This is a genomic window from Corallococcus sp. AB032C (assembly GCF_003668935.1).
Classification (GTDB): domain Bacteria; phylum Myxococcota; class Myxococcia; order Myxococcales; family Myxococcaceae; genus Corallococcus; species Corallococcus exiguus.
In genome coordinates, this window is record NZ_RAWP01000083.1 from 1 (window position 1) to 15175 (window position 15175).

The window sequence follows — 15175 nt, forward strand, 5'->3', positions numbered from 1 at the left end:
GGGGTGGCCGGGGTGGGGCTCACCTACGACTTGATTGAACGGCACCGGGACACCCAACCCTGGACGGTGTCGGTGGTGGTGCGCAGGACCTGGACGGACTCGGGGGCTCGCACGGACGTGTCCTTCGACGTGACGGTGCCACTGGCGATGTTCTTTGGGACCCGGATCCCCGCCCCCGAGGATGGAGGGGCGTCTTCGGAGTAGCCCCGGGGCGGACCCCGTACTATGGGAGGTCCACCATGAACTTCGAGCTGACCGACATCCAGCGCGAGATCCAGCGGCTGTGCCGCGAGTTCGCCGCCAAGGAGCTCATCCCCAACGCCCGCAAGTGGGACGAGCAGCACGCGTGGCCCACGGACGCGGTGAAGAAGCTGGCGGAGCTGTCCCTGCTGGGCATCGCGGTGCCGGAGGAGTGGGGCGGCGCGGGCCTGGACAACGTCTGCTACGCCATCGCCATGGAGGAGATTTCGCGCGGCTGCGCCTCCACCGGCGTGATCATGAGCGTGAACAACTCGCTCTACTGCGACCCGGTGTCCAAGTTCGGCACCCCCGAGCAGAAGGAGCAGTTCCTCAAGCCCTTCGCCAGCGGTGAGAAGCTCGGCTGCTTCGGCCTCACGGAGCCCGAGGCCGGCAGCGACGCCGCCGCCCAGAAGACCGTCGCCGTGAAGCGGGGCGACGAGTACATCATCAACGGCTCCAAGAACTGGATCACCAACGGCCCCAAGGCCGACGCCATCGTCCTCATCACGATGACGAACCGGGAAGCGGGCAACAGGGGCATCACCGCGTTCCTGGTGCCCACCAACACCCCCGGCTTCACCCGCGCGGAGCCCGACAAGAAGATGGGCATCAGCGCCGCCTGGTCCTGCTCCATGTTCTTCGAGGACATGCGCGTCCCGGAGAAGTACCGCCTGGGCAAGGAGGGCGAGGGCTTCAAGGTCGCCATGTCCACCCTGGACGGCGGCCGCATCGGCATCGCGTCCCAGGCGCTGGGCATCGCGCGCGCGGCCTTCGAGGAGGCGGTGCGCTACTCCGGTGAGCGCAAGACGTTCGGCAAGGCCATCCGCGAGCACCAGGCCATCCAGTTCATGATCGCGGACATGGCCATGGAGATCGACGCGGCCCGCCTGCTCGTGTGGCGCGCGGCGCTGATGAAGGACAAGGGCGTGCGCCACAGCCCGGAGAGCGCCATGGCCAAGCTCTACGCCAGCGAGATGGCCAGCCGCGTGGCCAACAAGGCCCTGCAGATCCACGGCGGCATGGGCTACAGCAAGGAGATGGACGCCGAGCGCCACGTGCGCGACGCGCGCATCACCGAAATCTACGAGGGGACGAGCGAGATCCAGCGCATCGTCATCTCCGCCAACCTGCTGAAGGAGTAGTCACCCGGCCATGAATCGCGCGCTCCTCCCCGTGCTGTTCCTGTCCCTGGGCCTGGCGTCTCCGCTGGCGCTCGCCCAGGGCACGTCGAAGAAGAAGGCCGCGGCCACGCCGGCTCCGGCCACGACGTCCGCGCCCAAGAAGGACGACGGGCTGGACGTCAGCAAGCTGCCCTTCACCCCGGACTCCATCCGCCAGGTGATCGCCTACCACATGCCTCGGATCCAGGAGTGCTACGAGGACCACATGGTGGAGAAGGACAAGAAGGTGGAGGGCCTGCTCCGCACCACCTTCACCATCACCGCGGAAGGCGCCGTGCGCAGCGCGAAGATCGACAAGCACGGCAGCACGCTGAAGGATGCGGGCCTCAACGATTGCGTGGTGGCGGTGCTGTCGTCCCTGGACTTCCCCAAGCCCCCGGACGGCCGCGACCACCCCATCGAGTACCCGTTCAACCTCAAGGCCATCGAGTAGGGCTTCCGAGCCCCCCAAGGACGCCCGCGCCCGTGAACTTCGACCTCACCGAGACCCAGACGCTCATCCGTGACACCGCTCGCAAGTTCGCCCGCGAGCGCGTGGCCCCGCACGCCCGCGCGTCCGACCGCGAAGAGCGCTTCGACCCGGAAGTCTTCAAGGCCCTGGCCGAAGTGGGCCTGCTGGGCGTGAACCTGCCGGGGAAGTACGGCGGCGCGGAGGCCGGCGTCGTGTCCTACGCGCTGGCCATGATGGAGATGGCCGCCGCGGACGCCTCCGTGTCCGTGGCCATGGCCGTCACCAACATGTGCGGCGAGCTCATCCACGCGGTGGGCACCGACGCGCAGCGGGAGAAGTTCGTCACGCGCATCACCTCCGGTGAGGCCGTCGTGGGCGCGTTCGCGCTGAGCGAGCCGCACGCGGGCTCCGACCCCGGCGCCATGCTCACCACCGCCGTGAAGCGCGGCGACAAGTACGTGCTCAACGGCAGCAAGCAGTGGATCACCTCTGGCGCCTACGCGGGCGTCATCGTCGTGTGGGCCCGCACGGGTCAGTCCGGCAACAAGGGCCTGTCCTGCTTCATCGTGGAGGGCGGCGCCAAGGGCCTCCACGTGGGCAAGCACGAGGACAAGATGGGCCTGCGCGCGTCCAACACCGTGGGTCTCACCTTCGAGGACTGCGAAGTCCCCGCGGAGAACCTCCTGGGCAAGGAGGGCGACGGGTTCCGCCTGGCCATGATGGCGCTGGACGGCGGGCGCATTGGCATCGCGGCGCAGGCGTGCGGCACGGGCCGCGCGGCGCTGGAAGCGACCGTCTCCTACACCAAGGACCGCAAGGCTTTTGGCCAGGCCGTGGCGGACCTGCAGGGCCCGCGCTTCATGATGGCGGACATGCGCACCCAGCTGGACGCCGCCGAGCTGCTCACCCTGCGCGCCGCCGCCCTCAAGGAGGCCGGCCAGCCGTTCACCCGCGAGGCCTCCATGGCGAAGCTCTTCGCCAGCGAGATGAGCAACAAGGTCGCGGACAAGGCCGTGCAGTTGCACGGGGGTTACGGTTACATCGACGAGTTCCCGGTCGAGCGTTACTTCCGGGACGCGCGCGTGCAGACCATCTACGAGGGCACCAGCGAGGTGCAGCGGATGGTCATCGCCCGGGAAACATTCCGGCGCGAGGGGTAACGCTCCGCTTGTCCCACCTGGGGCGAGCGGGCAGGGGGCACCGGCCGGGTAGGACAGATGCGGACGCGGCCGGGCGTTCATAGAACACGGATCACGACTTGGGGCGGTGCACCGCTTGACTCCTGTAAACCCAGGTGTCTAGGGTGCGCGGCTTCCAACCAGCCTTGCGTTCCCATTCAGGGGACACCCGCGGTCTCCCGTCGCTCCCCGCAGGCGGCCGCGCACCCATTCAAACAGGGGGCAGTTGTACCGTTCCAAGGACTTCCCATTCATGCAGCAGAACGTGAACCAGCAGATCGACGGCGGTGACGAAGACTTCGCGGCGATGTTCGAGGCCTCGCTCAAGGAGCGTGGCGGCGACGGAATCCTGAAGGAAGGCGAGATCGTCAAGGGCACGGTCGTGCAGGTGACGAAGGATTTCGCGATCGTGGACATCGGCTACAAGTCCGAGGGTCAGGTCCCGATCTCCGAGTTCACCAACCCCCGCGGCGAAGTCACCGTGAAGGCCGGTGACCCCGTCGAGGTCCTCCTGGAGAGCCGCGAGAACGACACCGGCATGGTCGTCCTCTCCAAGGAGAAGGCCGACAAGATGCGCATCTGGGACGAGATCTCCGCCGCTTGCGAGCGTGATGAGATCGTCAAGGGCACCATCGTCGGTCGCGTGAAGGGTGGCCTCTCCGTCGACATCGGCGTGAAGGCGTTCCTGCCTGGCTCCCAGGTCGACATCCGCCCTGTGCGCAACCTTGATCAGTACATCTCGAAGGAATTCGAGTTCAAGGTCATCAAGTTCAACAAGAAGCGCGGCAACATCGTCCTCTCTCGCCGCGTGCTGCTGGAGAAGCAGCGCGAGGAGATGAAGAAGGAGACCCTCAAGAACCTCAAGGAGGGTGCGGTCCTCAAGGGCGTGGTCAAGAACCTCACGGACTACGGCGCCTTCATCGACCTCGGCGGCATCGACGGCCTGCTGCACATCACCGACATGTCCTGGGGCCGCATCGGTCACCCCAGCGAGATGTTCAACGTCGGTGACGAAGTGCGCGTCGTCGTCCTCAAGTTCGACCCCGCGCAGGAGCGCGTCAGCCTGGGCCTCAAGCAGATCCAGGAGGACCCGTGGCACCGCGCCGACGAGAAGTACCCCGTCGGTACCCGCGTCGCCGGCAAGGTCGTGTCGATCACCGACTACGGCGCGTTCATCGAGATCGAGCAGGGCGTGGAGGGCCTGGTGCACGTGTCCGAGATGTCCTGGACCAAGCGCCTCAAGCACCCGTCCAAGATCCTGGAGGTCGGCCAGACGGTGGAGGCCGTCGTCCTCGACATCGATCCGAAGGCCAAGCGCATCGCGCTGGGCATGAAGCAGATCGAGCAGAACCCCTGGACGCTGCTCGAGGACAAGTACCCGATCGGCTCCGTCATCAAGGGCCAGATCCGCAACGTCACCGACTTCGGCGTGTTCGTCGGCGTCGAGGAGGGTGTGGACGGCCTGGTGCACGTGTCCGACATCTCCTGGACCCAGCGCATCAAGCACCCGGGCGAGATGTTCAAGAAGGGCGACGAGGTCGAGGCGGTGGTCCTCAACATCGACGTCGAGAACGAGCGCTTCAGCCTGGGCATCAAGCAGCTCCAGCCGGACCCCTGGGAGACGCTGTCCGAGCGCCTGCCCGTGGGCAGCCGCGTGAAGGGCAAGGTCACCAAGGTCACCGACTTCGGCGCGTTCGTGGAGATCGAGCCGGGCATCGAGGGCCTCGTCCACGTCTCCGAGCTGAAGGAAGAGCGCGTGGAGAACCCCCGCGACGTGGTGAGCGAGGGCCAGGATGTCGAGGTGAAGCTCATCGACATCAACACCCCGGACCGCAAGGTGGCGCTGTCCATCAAGGCGCTCATCGGCGAGGGCGAGGACTACCGCGAGTACCTGCGCAAGCAGGCCGAGGGTTCCAAGGCCCGCCTGGGCGACGTCATGGCCTCCAAGCTGAAGAAGTAATCAGCCCAACGTCTTGACGTGAATAGCGGCCGGGTTCCCCAGTGGGAGCCCGGCCGTTTCCATTTGATTCGGCGGAAAGCGCCCGTGATAAGTGCCTTTCCGGCGCTTTTCTCTTTTACAGACGGTTCCCTCTCCAGGAGGCAATTCCATGGCTCGTGAAGTCGTCATCGTGGGCGCGGCCCGTACCCCCATCGGCTCCTTCCAGGGAGCGCTGTCCAAGCTCACCGCTCCCCAGCTGGGCGCCATCGCCATCAAGGCGGCGCTGGAGCGCGCGGGCGTGAAGCCGGAGGCCGTGCAGGAGGTCATCATGGGCTGCGTCCTGCAGGCGGGCGTGGGCCAGGCCCCCGCGCGTCAGGCCACCATCTTCGCGGGCCTCCCGGACACCGTCCCGGCCGTCACGCTGAACAAGGTCTGTGGCTCCGGCCTCAAGGCCGTCATCGCCGCGGCGCAGTCCATCGCCCTGGGTGACGCGGACGTCGTCGTCGCGGGCGGCATGGAGTCCATGTCCAACGCGCCCTACATCAGCCACACGATGCGCGGCGGTTCCCGCATGGGCAACGTGGAGTTCAAGGACGCGATGATCTCCGACGGCCTCTGGGACGTGTACGGCAACGTCCACATGGGCAACTGTGCCGAGGAGTGCTCCACCTCGCAGGGCATCAGCCGCGCGCAGCAGGACGAGTTCGCGCTGGAGTCCACGCGCCGCGCCATCCAGGCCCAGAAGGAAGGCCTGTTCGCGGCGGAGATCGTCCCCGTGCAGATTCCCGGCAAGAAGCCGGATGAGTTCACCACCGTCTCCGAGGACGAGGGCCCCAAGAACGCCAAGCCGGACAAGATCCCGGGCCTGAAGCCGGTGTTCAAGAAGGACGGCACCGTGACGGCCGCCAACGCGTCCTCCATCAACGACGGCGCCGCGGCGCTGGTGCTGATGAGCGAGGAGAAGGCGAAGGCCGAAGGCCGCACCATCCTGGGCCGCATCAAGGGCTACGCGCAGGCCGCCCGCAAGCCGGTGGAGTTCACCATCGCGCCGGCGGACGCCATCAACACGCTGCTCACGAAGCAGAACGTGACGGCCAAGGACGTGGACCTCTGGGAGATCAACGAGGCCTTCTCCGTGGTGGCCATCGCCAACAACCGCATCCTCGGCCTGGATCCGGCCAAGGTGAACGTACGCGGCGGCGCGGTGGTGCTGGGCCACCCGATTGGCGCGTCCGGCGCTCGCGTGCTCGTCACGCTGCTCCAGACGATGAAGGACCAGGACAAGAAGCGTGGCGTGGCGTCGCTCTGCATCGGCGGCGGCGAAGGCATCGCGCTGATGGTCGAGCGCTGAGGACACCGACCGCATGAACAAGGTCTACGCGAGCGCGGATGAAGCGGTCGCCGACATCCCGGACAACATCACTCTCATGAGTGGTGGGTTCGGGCTGTGCGGCAACCCCGAGAACCTCATCACGGCCCTGCACAAGAAGAACGTGAAGGGCCTCACCATCATCTCCAACAACTGCGGCACCACGGAGCTGGGGCTGGGCATCCTCCTGCAGAACAAGCAGGTGAAGAAGATGGTCGCCAGCTACGTGGGGGAGAACAAGGAGTTCGAGCGGCAGTTCCTCTCTGGTGAGCTGGAGGTGGAGCTGAACCCGCAGGGCACGCTCGCGGAGCGCATCCGCGCGGGTGGCTGCGGCATCGGCGGGTTCTTCACGCCGACGGGCGCGGGCACCCAGGTGGCGGAGGGCAAGGAGTCGCGCATGATCGACGGGCGGCTCCACGTCCTGGAGACGCCGCTGAAGGCGGACTTCGCCATCGTCCATGCATGGAAGGCGGATACCTGGGGCAACCTGGTGTTCCACAAGACGGCTCGGAACTTCACTCCCATGATGTGCATGGCCGCCAAGGTCACCATCGTGGAGGCGGAGCACATCGTGCAGCCGGGCGAGCTGGACCCGGACCTGGTGCACATCCCGAGCATCTTCGTGCACCGCATCGTGCAGGCGCAGAACCTCCAGAAGTGGATCGAGCGGCGGACCGTCCGCAAGAAGGCGTCCTGAGCCATGCCCCTGACTCGTGAACAGATCGCGCAGCGCATCGCCCAGGAGCTGAAGGACGGCTTCTACGTGAACCTGGGCATCGGCATCCCCACGCTCGTGCCCAACTACATCCCCCACGGGGTGGAGGTGGTGCTCCAGTCGGAGAACGGCCTGCTCGGCATCGGGCCTTACCCCGAAGAGGGGAGCGAGGACCCGGATCTCATCAACGCGGGCAAGGAGACGGTGACGGAGGTGAAGGGCTCCGCCTTCTTCGACTCCGCGCTGTCCTTCGGGATGATCCGCGGCGGCCACATCGACCTGGCCGTGCTGGGCGCCATGGAGGTCAGCGAAGAGGGTGACCTGGCCAACTGGATGATCCCCGGCAAGATGGTGAAGGGCATGGGCGGCGCCATGGACCTGGCCGTGGGTGCCAAGCGCATCTACGTGGCCATGGAGCACGCCAACAAGGACGGGCAGCCCAAGATCCTGAAGAAGTGCTCGCTGCCGCTGACCGGCCTCAAGTGCGTGCACCACATCGTCACGGACCATGCGTTCATGGACGTGACGCCGGAGGGACTGGTCCTCCGCGAGCTGGCACCCGGACTGACGGTGGAACGGGTGCAGCAGCTCACCGAGCCGAAGCTGAAGATCGCGCCCGACCTGCGCGAGATGAAGTTCCAGGCCTGACCTGGAGTGCTAGGGTGCGCTTCCGTCTCTCCGAGTGGGACGGAAGCCACCATCCCCCGGAGAGCGGAGTACGTCATGGCCGACACTTCGGAGAAGCCCGTCCCCGCGCCTCGCGCGCACCGCATCGACCATGAGCTGCCCGTGGCGTACCGCACGGTGGCGGGCTTCGTGACGGACTGGGCGGTGAACCTGTCGCGCGGCGGGCTCTACATCAACACGCAGCAGCCGTTGCCGGTGGGCACGGTGGTGCGGCTGTTGGTGTCGCTGCCGGGAGCCAGCTTCCCGGTGGACCTGTCCGGGACGGTGACCCGCACGAACCCCCAGGGGACGCCGGGCTCCGAGGTGCCGGGGATGGCGGTGGAGTTCCTGGACGTTGACGATGAGAAGCGGTCGCGCATCGAAGCGTTCGTGGAGCGCCTGCGGGAAGCCCTGCCGGCGGACGAGCGTGGCAGTGCGACCCGGAAGTAGGGCGGCCCCACCCAGGCGGCCCCCTCGAGTGCGCCTGCGATGACGACGCTGCCCGAATCCCCCATTGAACTGACGATTGAACGGCTGGGCCAGCTGGGTGAAGGCGTGGCCCAGTGGGAGGGGCGCACCGTCTTCGTGCCCGGCGCCTTCCCCGGCGACACCGTGCGCGTGCGCCTGGAGTCCCAGGGCAAGGTCCTGCGCGGCCTGTTGGGCCAGGTGCTGACGGACGGTGCGGAGCGCGTGTCGTCGCGCTGCGTCCTGTCCGACGCGTGCGGCGGCTGTGACTGGCTGGAGCTGTCCGTCCCGGCGCAGCGGTCCGCGAAGCAGGAGATCGTCCTCTCCACCCTGGAGCACCTGGGCCGCCTGAAGCGCACGGCCTTCACGGTGCGGCCGTTGATGGTGGCGCCTCGGGACTGGGGCTACCGCCGCCGCGCGGTGCTGCACGGGGCGGGGAAGGGGGCGCTCGGCTACTTCGGCCGGCGCACGCACGAGCGCATCCCCGTGGACGTCTGCCCGGCGCTGACACCGGTGCTCACGGCGCTGCCCGGGAAGCTGGCCCCGCTGCTCAAGCCGCTGGCCAAGGACACCGAGGAGGTGCTGCTGCTCGCCGAGGGCGACAAGGCCGCGTTCGCGGTGAACCTCAGCGGCCGGGTGACGGCGCGGCACCTGGAGGCGGCGGAGGCGGCGGTGCGCGCGCTGCGGCTGGAGGGCGCGGTGCTGGTGCCCAAGGAGGGGTCGGCGCGGCTCATCGGCCGGCCGGTGCTGCGCTCGCTGTCTCCTCTGCGCCCCGAGGTGCCGGTGTACCTGCGGCCGGATGCGTTCGCGCAGGCGCACGCGGAGGCCAACGTGGGGCTCGTCACCACGGCCCTGTACGAGCTGGGCGCGAAGGAGACGGACTCCGTGCTGGAGCTGTACTCCGGCAACGGCAACTTCACCTTCCCGCTGGCGGGCACGGCCGGGTCGGTGCTGGGCGTGGAGTCGTCGCCGGTGGGCGTGGAGCTGGCGCAGCGGAGTGCTCGCGAGGGTGGGGTGGCCAACGTGCGCTTCATCCAGGGCGACGCGCGCAAGGTGTGCGACGGGCTGGTGGCGGAGGGGCGTTCGTTCGACCTGTGCCTCGCGGATCCGCCGCGGGCCGGGGCGCCGGGCCTGGCGAAGTGGATGCGCGCGCTGAACGTGCGCCGGGTCGTCTACGTGGCGTGCGACCCGGCTTCGCTGGCGCGCGACGCGGCGGGGCTGGTGGAGGCCGGTTACAAGCCGGTGGCGCTCCAGGTGGTGGACATGTTCCCGCAGACGCACCACGTGGAAGCGGTGATGTCCTTCGAACGGGGAGCCTGACGCGCCATGGACGCCCGCATCGTCGAGTTCGCCGAGGTCCTCCGCCAGAACGGCGTGCGCGTCAGCACGTCCGAGGTGCAGGACGCCCTGCGCGCCACGGCGGAAGTGGGCGTCCAGGACCGGAGCCTGTTCCGCTCCGTGCTGCGCGCCACGCTGGTGAAGCGCGAGCTGGACGTGGAGACGTTCCGCCGCGCGTTCGACTTCTACTTCTCCGGCGCGGCCCGCACGTTCGAGGCCATCGACAAGTCGCTGGCGAAGCAGCTGGAGGAAGAGGGCTACCTGGAAGGCGACCTGCTGAAGATGGTCATCTACCAGATGAACCTGCTGGCGCCGGAGATGTCCCCGCTCGCGCAGGCCATCCTCGCGGGTGACCGCGCGCGGCTGGCGCAGATCTTCCGTCAGGCGTCGCTCCAGCTGGATCTGGGGCAGTTGGAGAGCCCGCTTCAGACGGGGTTCTTCACGCGGCGGATGCTCGCGGGCGCGGGCATGGAGCGGGCGCGCTCCGACCTCAAGTCGATGGAGGACGAGCTGAAGGCTCGCGGGCTCCATGCCGAGGGCGTGGAGATCGTCTCACGCCACGTGGCCGCGGCGATGCGCAAGATTGAGGACGCCGCTCGCGCGGAGGTGAAGCGTCAGTCCGAGGCTCGCATCCGGCGCCGCACGGACAACGTCACGGAGAAGCCGCTGCACCTGCTCACGCAGGCGGAGGTGGACCAGATGGAGGCCGCCGTCCGCACGATGGCGGAGAAGCTCAAGAGCCGGATGATCCGCAAGCAGCGCTCGCACCGTCGCGGGTCGCTCCACGCCCAGCGCACGCTGCGCCGGAACATGCCGTGGGATGGCATCCCCATGGTGCCCGTGTTCCGCACCCGCAGGCCCGAGCGCCCGGAGTTGGTGGTGCTCTGCGACGTGTCCGACTCCGTGCGCAATGCGTCCCGCATGATGCTGCTGTTCATGCACACGATGCAGTCGCTGTTCGTGCGCGTGCGCTCGTTCGTCTTCGTGTCCGACGTGGGCGAAGTGACCCAGTTCTTCAAGGACCTGGACGTGAGCGAGGCCATCGACGCGGCGACCGCAGGGCGCACCGTGTCCATGAGCTCCAACTCCAACTACGGCCGTGCGCTGGCGGACTTCACGCGCGACCACCTGGGCAGCATCACGCGCCGCACGACCGTGATGATCATTGGCGACGGCCGCAACAACTACAACGCGAGCAACGCCTGGGCCCTGAAGGACCTGAAGCGCAAGGCCAAGCGCGTGCTGTGGATCTGCCCCGAGGACCGGGGCAACTGGGGCATCGGCGACAGCGAGATGCTCACCTACGAGAAGCACTGCACCCAGGCCGTGGTCGTCACCTCCGTGACGGACCTGGCCCGCATCGCGGAACAGCTCGTCCCCGTCTGAAAACCCTTTCGCACCCGAGGAGCGCCCCCATGGCCCCGTCCTTCTTCGACGACTACCAGGACGTCCCCAACGTGGAGACCGGTCCGGACTTCGACGCCGCCGACGACCGCACGCTGCGCATGGCGTCCCGGCCGGTGGACAAGGCGCTGCTCGACCAGCTGGTCCGCTACCAGGAGACCTTCCTGGCGCACGTGGAGGTGGACGCCGGTCCGGAGGCCATGGCCGGCGCGGCGAAGGCGGCGCTGGAGACCAGCGGCCTGGACGTGAAGGCAGCGGAGTGGGGGAGCGCCGTCCTCCGGGCCTTTGGCGGGCGGCGGTGGACCGTGCAGCGGCTGCGCTCGAAGCTGACGGAGCTGGAGTCCCGCTCCGGGCCGGAGGTGGACGAGGTGAAGAAGCGCGTCCAGGGCGAGCTGGTGAAGCAGGAGCGGGAGACGGACGCCCTGGGCCGGCGGTACGGCGTGGAGACGGTGGCCCTGCTCCGGGAGCGCGAGGCGGAGCTGGTGGCCCTGCACACCCGGCTCACGAAGGTGCTCAGCCGGGGATGACCCGGCGTGTCCGCCCGGTTGCATTCCGCGTCCGGGCGTTCCATAACGGCCCGTTTTCCTTCAAGGCCCACCCATGAAGCGCTACTTCATCCACACCTTCGGCTGCCAGATGAACGTCAACGACTCGCTCCGCATGAGCGAAGCGTTGTCGAAGATGTCCTACGTCCCCACGCCGGAGCCGGACAACGCGGACCTCATCATTCTCAACACCTGCTCCATCCGGGAGAAGGCCGAGGACAAGATGCTGTCCGCGCTGGGGCGCTACCGCGCCGTGAAGGCCAGCCGGGGCGCCATCCTGGGCGTGGGCGGCTGCGTGGCCCAGCAGGAGAAGGACAAGCTGCTCAAGAAGGTCCCGTACCTGGACTTCGTCTTCGGCCCGGACAACATCGCGAAGCTGCCGGAGGTCATCGCCCGCGTGCAGGACGCCCGCGAGCGCGTGGTGGAGACGGCCTTCGTGGACTCCGAGGAGTACGTCTTCCCGCGCGCCGACGCGGAGACGTCCCGCGGCAAGGTGACCGAGTTCGTCACCGTGATGAAGGGCTGCGACAACGTCTGCTCGTTCTGCATCGTCCCGCACACCCGTGGCCGCGAGGTGAGCCGCAACTTCCCGGAGGTGCTCAACGAGGTGGCGGACCTGGCCGGCGTGGGCCTTCGCGAAGTCACGCTCATTGGCCAGAACGTCAACTCGTACCTGGGCGGCATCAGCTTCGCGCAGCTGCTGCTGCGCACCGCGGAGGTGCCGGGCATCGAGCGCGTGCGCTTCACCACCAGCCACCCGCATGACCTGTCGGACGAGCTGATCGAAGCGTTCCGGGTGCAGCCGAAGATCGCCCCGCACTTCCACCTGCCGGTGCAGTGCGGCAGCGACCGCATCCTGAAGATGATGCGCCGCGACTACACCGTCGAGCAGTACATGGAGCGGCTGGAGAAGCTGCGCGCCGCGCGGCCCGGCATCGCCATCACCACGGACATCATCGTGGGCTTCCCCGGTGAGACCGAGGAAGAGTTCGAGATGACGATGCAGCTCACCGAGCGGGTGAAGTACGACAACCAGTTCTCCTTCGTGTACAGCCCGCGCCCCAAGACGGGCGCCGCGCTGCGCGAGAAGGACTGGGGCCCCATCCCGCACGAGGTGAAGGTGGCCCGGCTGGAGCGGCTGCAGAAGCTGCAGCGGCGCATCAGCGGCGAGTACACCCAGGCGCAAGTGGGCCTGGACGTGGAGGTGCTGGTGGAAGGGCGCTCGCGCTACGACGCCACCAAGCGCTTCGGCCGCACGCCGGAGAACCGCACGGTGAACTTCGAGGGCGATGCCCCCGCGGGCGCCATCGTGAAGGTGCACGTGGAGCGCGCGACGCCCAACCAGCTCGGGGGCAAGCAGTTGGTGGTGCTCCAGGCCCCCACCATGGCGCCGCCCGCCGTGGAGCTGCCCGTGCCGCTGCATGTCCCGGCGGAGGCCTGACGCTTCCGCCGCTGTCCCGCCGTCGGAGGTAGCCCCATGCCGTTGAAGCCGTTTCGCGGGGTGTCCCCCCGCGTCCATCCGAGCTGCTTCATCGAGGACTCCGCCCAGGTGGTGGGCGATGTGGAGCTGGGCGAGGACTCGTCCATCTGGTTCAACTCCGTGCTGCGCGGGGACGTGAACTCCATCCGCATTGGCAAGCGCACCAACATCCAGGACCTCACCATGATCCACGTCACCAGCCAGGGTGACTCGACGACGGTGGGCGATGACTGCACGGTGGGCCACCGGGTCATCCTCCACGGGTGCGTCGTGGGCCACCGGGTGCTGGTGGGCATGGGCGCCATCCTGATGGACGGCGTGGAGGTGGGGGACGACTGCATCATCGGCGCGGGCACGCTGCTGACGCCCGGGACGAAGATTCCCCCGGGGTCGCTGGTGGTGGGCTCGCCCGGCAAGGTGAAGCGCCCCATCCACGACGGCGAGCGCGAGTTCCTGGTGCAGTCCGCCCTCCACTACGTGCACACCGCCGCCGAACACCGCGCCAGCCGCTGACGTGGCCGCGTTGTGCGTGTTAGGAACACCCCATGGCGCTCGCCCCCGAGACGACCCTGAAGGCCTGTCCGCTCTTCAAGGGCTTCACCGACACCGGCATCTCCATCTTCGCGGCGGCGGCCGTGTCGCGCGCCTTCCCCAAGGGGACGGCCTTGTTCACCGAGGGCAAGGCGGGGGACTCGCTGCTGATTGTCGGTGAGGGCACGGTGCGGCTGAGCGCCCGGAGCCCCTCGGGAGAGGACGTGCCCCTGGGCGAAGTGACCGTCGGAGAGCCCCTGGGCGAGCTGGCGCTCGTGCAGAAGGGCGAGCGGCTGTGCTCGGCCACGGCGCAGACGGACGTGATGGCGCTGGAGATCCGCTCAGCGGATTTCCAGAAGCTGCTCGCGCAGAAGCCGCAGGCCTGCATCAAGCTGCTGATGGGCATCGTCAGCCACTTCGGCGCGAAGGCCCGGGACAACCGGGACATGCTGCGCACGCTGGTGGCGCGGGCCCCGGGAACCTGAACGCCTGTCGGACAGGTGGCGCCGGGCTCATGCCGGGAGGCCGGAAAGGCGAACGGTCCTGCCACTCGCCCCCGAGGTGGTTACTGTGCTCGCCAGGAGGCCCTCCAGGCTCCCAGACTGTCGCACACCGTGGGTGTGGGTAGACATACGGCCGACGGCTTTCGTGATGTGGCGCGGACGCTTGAGGTGGGAAGCTGGGCGGCCGGAGTTTTCAACTGCCGCACCCGGTTGATGGCTGGGTGATGGATGGGCTGGCCCGGGTGGTTGCCGAGCGGCCCTTCGGGAAGTGATTGGACGGAACGACGCGTGGAAGAACTGCTCACCAACCTGCTCGGTAACTCCCAGGGCCTCTTCGCCTACCTGACCGTGTTCGCCATCCTGGTGGCGTGCGGGCTGGGTGTGCCGCTGCCGGAGGACATCTCGCTCATCCTCGGTGGGTTCCTGGCGCACAAGGGCGCGGCCCACCTGCCGGTGATGATGGCGGTGGGGTTCTTCGGCATCCTGGTGGGTGACAGCCTCATCTACCTGGCGGGGCGCCGGCTGGGCACGCGGCTGGGGCGCGACCCGGGGGCGAAGGGCGGAGGGTTCTTCTCCAAGATCGTCACGCCGGAGAAGCGGGCGAAGGTGGAGTCGCTCTTCGTCACGCACGGCCAGAAGATCGTGATGATTGCCCGCTTCATGCCGGGCGTGCGCGCGGTGACGTACTTCACCGCGGGCTCCGTGCACATGTCGTACTGGCGCTTCATCTTCTGGGACGGGCTGGCGGCGCTGCTGTCCGCGCCGGTGTTCGTGTGGCTCGGGTTCCACTTCGGTGGCGAGCTGGACATGGTCATCCGCAAGCTGAAGGACGGCCAGGTCGTGGTGATGGGGTCGCTGGCGGTGCTGGCGGTGGGCTACTTCGTCTACCGCCGCCGCAAGAACGCGAAGCTCAAGGCCGAGGCCGCCGCCAAGGAGCAGCTGACGCCGGTGGCCCTGCCGCCCGTGCCGGAGACGCTGGAGAACAGCATGTCGCCGACGCGCGCGGCCAGCCCCAACGCCTTCTTCGACGTGCCCGCCGACAAGGCGCCCGCGTCCGAGCCGGACCTGAACGCGCACAAGTAGTCACCGTGCAGCGGTGACGTGGTTCACGGACCCCGCCCCCTCGCAGGAGGGAGCGGGGTTCTTCGTTGCGGGCCCGCGGGGGTTACC

At 68.2% G+C, this 15175-nt stretch carries 15 protein-coding genes and 1 pseudogene; all 16 read left to right on the forward strand.

From position 1 onward, the window contains the following. Positions 1-204 (forward strand): annotated as a pseudogene (locus D7X99_RS29685) (hypothetical protein); the annotation flags it as partial. 35 nt (positions 205-239) lie between these two features. Further along, positions 240-1382 (forward strand): acyl-CoA dehydrogenase, encoded by a 1143-nt coding sequence (locus D7X99_RS29690; protein ID WP_121753111.1) that lies wholly within the window; start codon positions 240-242, stop codon positions 1380-1382. Positions 1383-1392: 10 nt separating this feature from the next. Next, positions 1393-1854, forward strand: a complete 462-nt coding sequence (locus D7X99_RS29695; RefSeq protein ID WP_121780725.1) for an AgmX/PglI C-terminal domain-containing protein — start codon at positions 1393-1395, stop codon at positions 1852-1854. A 32-nt stretch (positions 1855-1886) separates the two neighbouring features. Next, the gene (locus D7X99_RS29700) at positions 1887-3032 is read left to right on the forward strand and encodes an acyl-CoA dehydrogenase family protein (RefSeq protein WP_121753109.1); all 1146 of its coding nucleotides are present in this window, start codon (positions 1887-1889) and stop codon (positions 3030-3032) included. A gap of 271 nt (positions 3033-3303) precedes the next feature. Then, complete coding sequence (locus tag D7X99_RS29705) at positions 3304-5010, forward strand: 30S ribosomal protein S1 (protein WP_120563302.1); 1707 nt, start codon at positions 3304-3306, stop codon at positions 5008-5010. 148 nt (positions 5011-5158) lie between these two features. Beyond that, positions 5159-6340 (forward strand): thiolase family protein, encoded by a 1182-nt coding sequence (locus tag D7X99_RS29710; protein WP_121753108.1) that lies wholly within the window; start codon positions 5159-5161, stop codon positions 6338-6340. A gap of 13 nt (positions 6341-6353) precedes the next feature. Next, positions 6354-7055 (forward strand): CoA transferase subunit A, encoded by a 702-nt coding sequence (locus D7X99_RS29715; RefSeq protein ID WP_120563244.1) that lies wholly within the window; start codon positions 6354-6356, stop codon positions 7053-7055. A 3-nt stretch (positions 7056-7058) separates the two neighbouring features. Then, entirely contained in the window at positions 7059-7721 is a 663-nt protein-coding gene (locus D7X99_RS29720) for a CoA transferase subunit B (protein ID WP_120577613.1), read from the forward strand. Between the two features lie 75 nt (positions 7722-7796). Further along, positions 7797-8189, forward strand: coding sequence for a TIGR02266 family protein (locus tag D7X99_RS29725; RefSeq protein ID WP_121780726.1), 393 nt, complete (start codon positions 7797-7799; stop codon positions 8187-8189). 39 nt (positions 8190-8228) lie between these two features. Then, positions 8229-9524, forward strand: coding sequence for a class I SAM-dependent RNA methyltransferase (locus tag D7X99_RS29730; protein WP_121780727.1), 1296 nt, complete (start codon positions 8229-8231; stop codon positions 9522-9524). Between the two features lie 6 nt (positions 9525-9530). Further along, complete coding sequence (locus tag D7X99_RS29735; RefSeq protein WP_120577616.1) at positions 9531-10928, forward strand: VWA domain-containing protein; 1398 nt, start codon at positions 9531-9533, stop codon at positions 10926-10928. Positions 10929-10957: 29 nt separating this feature from the next. After that, on the forward strand, positions 10958-11473 hold the full coding sequence (locus tag D7X99_RS29740) for a hypothetical protein (RefSeq protein WP_121780728.1): 516 nt from the start codon (positions 10958-10960) through the stop codon (positions 11471-11473). Positions 11474-11546: 73 nt separating this feature from the next. After that, a complete protein-coding gene (gene miaB, locus D7X99_RS29745) occupies positions 11547-12932 on the forward strand; it encodes a tRNA (N6-isopentenyl adenosine(37)-C2)-methylthiotransferase MiaB (RefSeq protein ID WP_121780729.1) in 1386 nt (461 codons plus the stop codon). A 36-nt stretch (positions 12933-12968) separates the two neighbouring features. Next, complete coding sequence (locus tag D7X99_RS29750) at positions 12969-13484, forward strand: gamma carbonic anhydrase family protein (protein WP_120563250.1); 516 nt, start codon at positions 12969-12971, stop codon at positions 13482-13484. A 32-nt stretch (positions 13485-13516) separates the two neighbouring features. Further along, positions 13517-13987 (forward strand): cyclic nucleotide-binding domain-containing protein, encoded by a 471-nt coding sequence (locus D7X99_RS29755; RefSeq protein ID WP_120577619.1) that lies wholly within the window; start codon positions 13517-13519, stop codon positions 13985-13987. A gap of 306 nt (positions 13988-14293) precedes the next feature. Then, on the forward strand, positions 14294-15088 hold the full coding sequence (locus tag D7X99_RS29760) for a DedA family protein (protein WP_121780730.1): 795 nt from the start codon (positions 14294-14296) through the stop codon (positions 15086-15088). Positions 15089-15175: the final 87 nt, after the last annotated feature.

Coding starts and splice junctions, on each gene's coding strand:
- D7X99_RS29690 (WP_121753111.1), top strand. CDS start 240: ATGAACTTCGAGCTGACCGACATCCAGCGCGAGATCCAGCGGCTGTGC.
- D7X99_RS29695 (WP_121780725.1), top strand. CDS start 1,393: ATGAATCGCGCGCTCCTCCCCGTGCTGTTCCTGTCCCTGGGCCTGGCG.
- D7X99_RS29705 (WP_120563302.1), top strand. CDS start 3,304: ATGCAGCAGAACGTGAACCAGCAGATCGACGGCGGTGACGAAGACTTC.
- D7X99_RS29710 (WP_121753108.1), top strand. CDS start 5,159: ATGGCTCGTGAAGTCGTCATCGTGGGCGCGGCCCGTACCCCCATCGGC.
- D7X99_RS29715 (WP_120563244.1), top strand. CDS start 6,354: ATGAACAAGGTCTACGCGAGCGCGGATGAAGCGGTCGCCGACATCCCG.
- D7X99_RS29720 (WP_120577613.1), top strand. CDS start 7,059: ATGCCCCTGACTCGTGAACAGATCGCGCAGCGCATCGCCCAGGAGCTG.
- D7X99_RS29725 (WP_121780726.1), top strand. CDS start 7,797: ATGGCCGACACTTCGGAGAAGCCCGTCCCCGCGCCTCGCGCGCACCGC.
- D7X99_RS29730 (WP_121780727.1), top strand. CDS start 8,229: ATGACGACGCTGCCCGAATCCCCCATTGAACTGACGATTGAACGGCTG.
- D7X99_RS29735 (WP_120577616.1), top strand. CDS start 9,531: ATGGACGCCCGCATCGTCGAGTTCGCCGAGGTCCTCCGCCAGAACGGC.
- D7X99_RS29740 (WP_121780728.1), top strand. CDS start 10,958: ATGGCCCCGTCCTTCTTCGACGACTACCAGGACGTCCCCAACGTGGAG.
- miaB (WP_121780729.1), top strand. CDS start 11,547: ATGAAGCGCTACTTCATCCACACCTTCGGCTGCCAGATGAACGTCAAC.
- D7X99_RS29750 (WP_120563250.1), top strand. CDS start 12,969: ATGCCGTTGAAGCCGTTTCGCGGGGTGTCCCCCCGCGTCCATCCGAGC.
- D7X99_RS29755 (WP_120577619.1), top strand. CDS start 13,517: ATGGCGCTCGCCCCCGAGACGACCCTGAAGGCCTGTCCGCTCTTCAAG.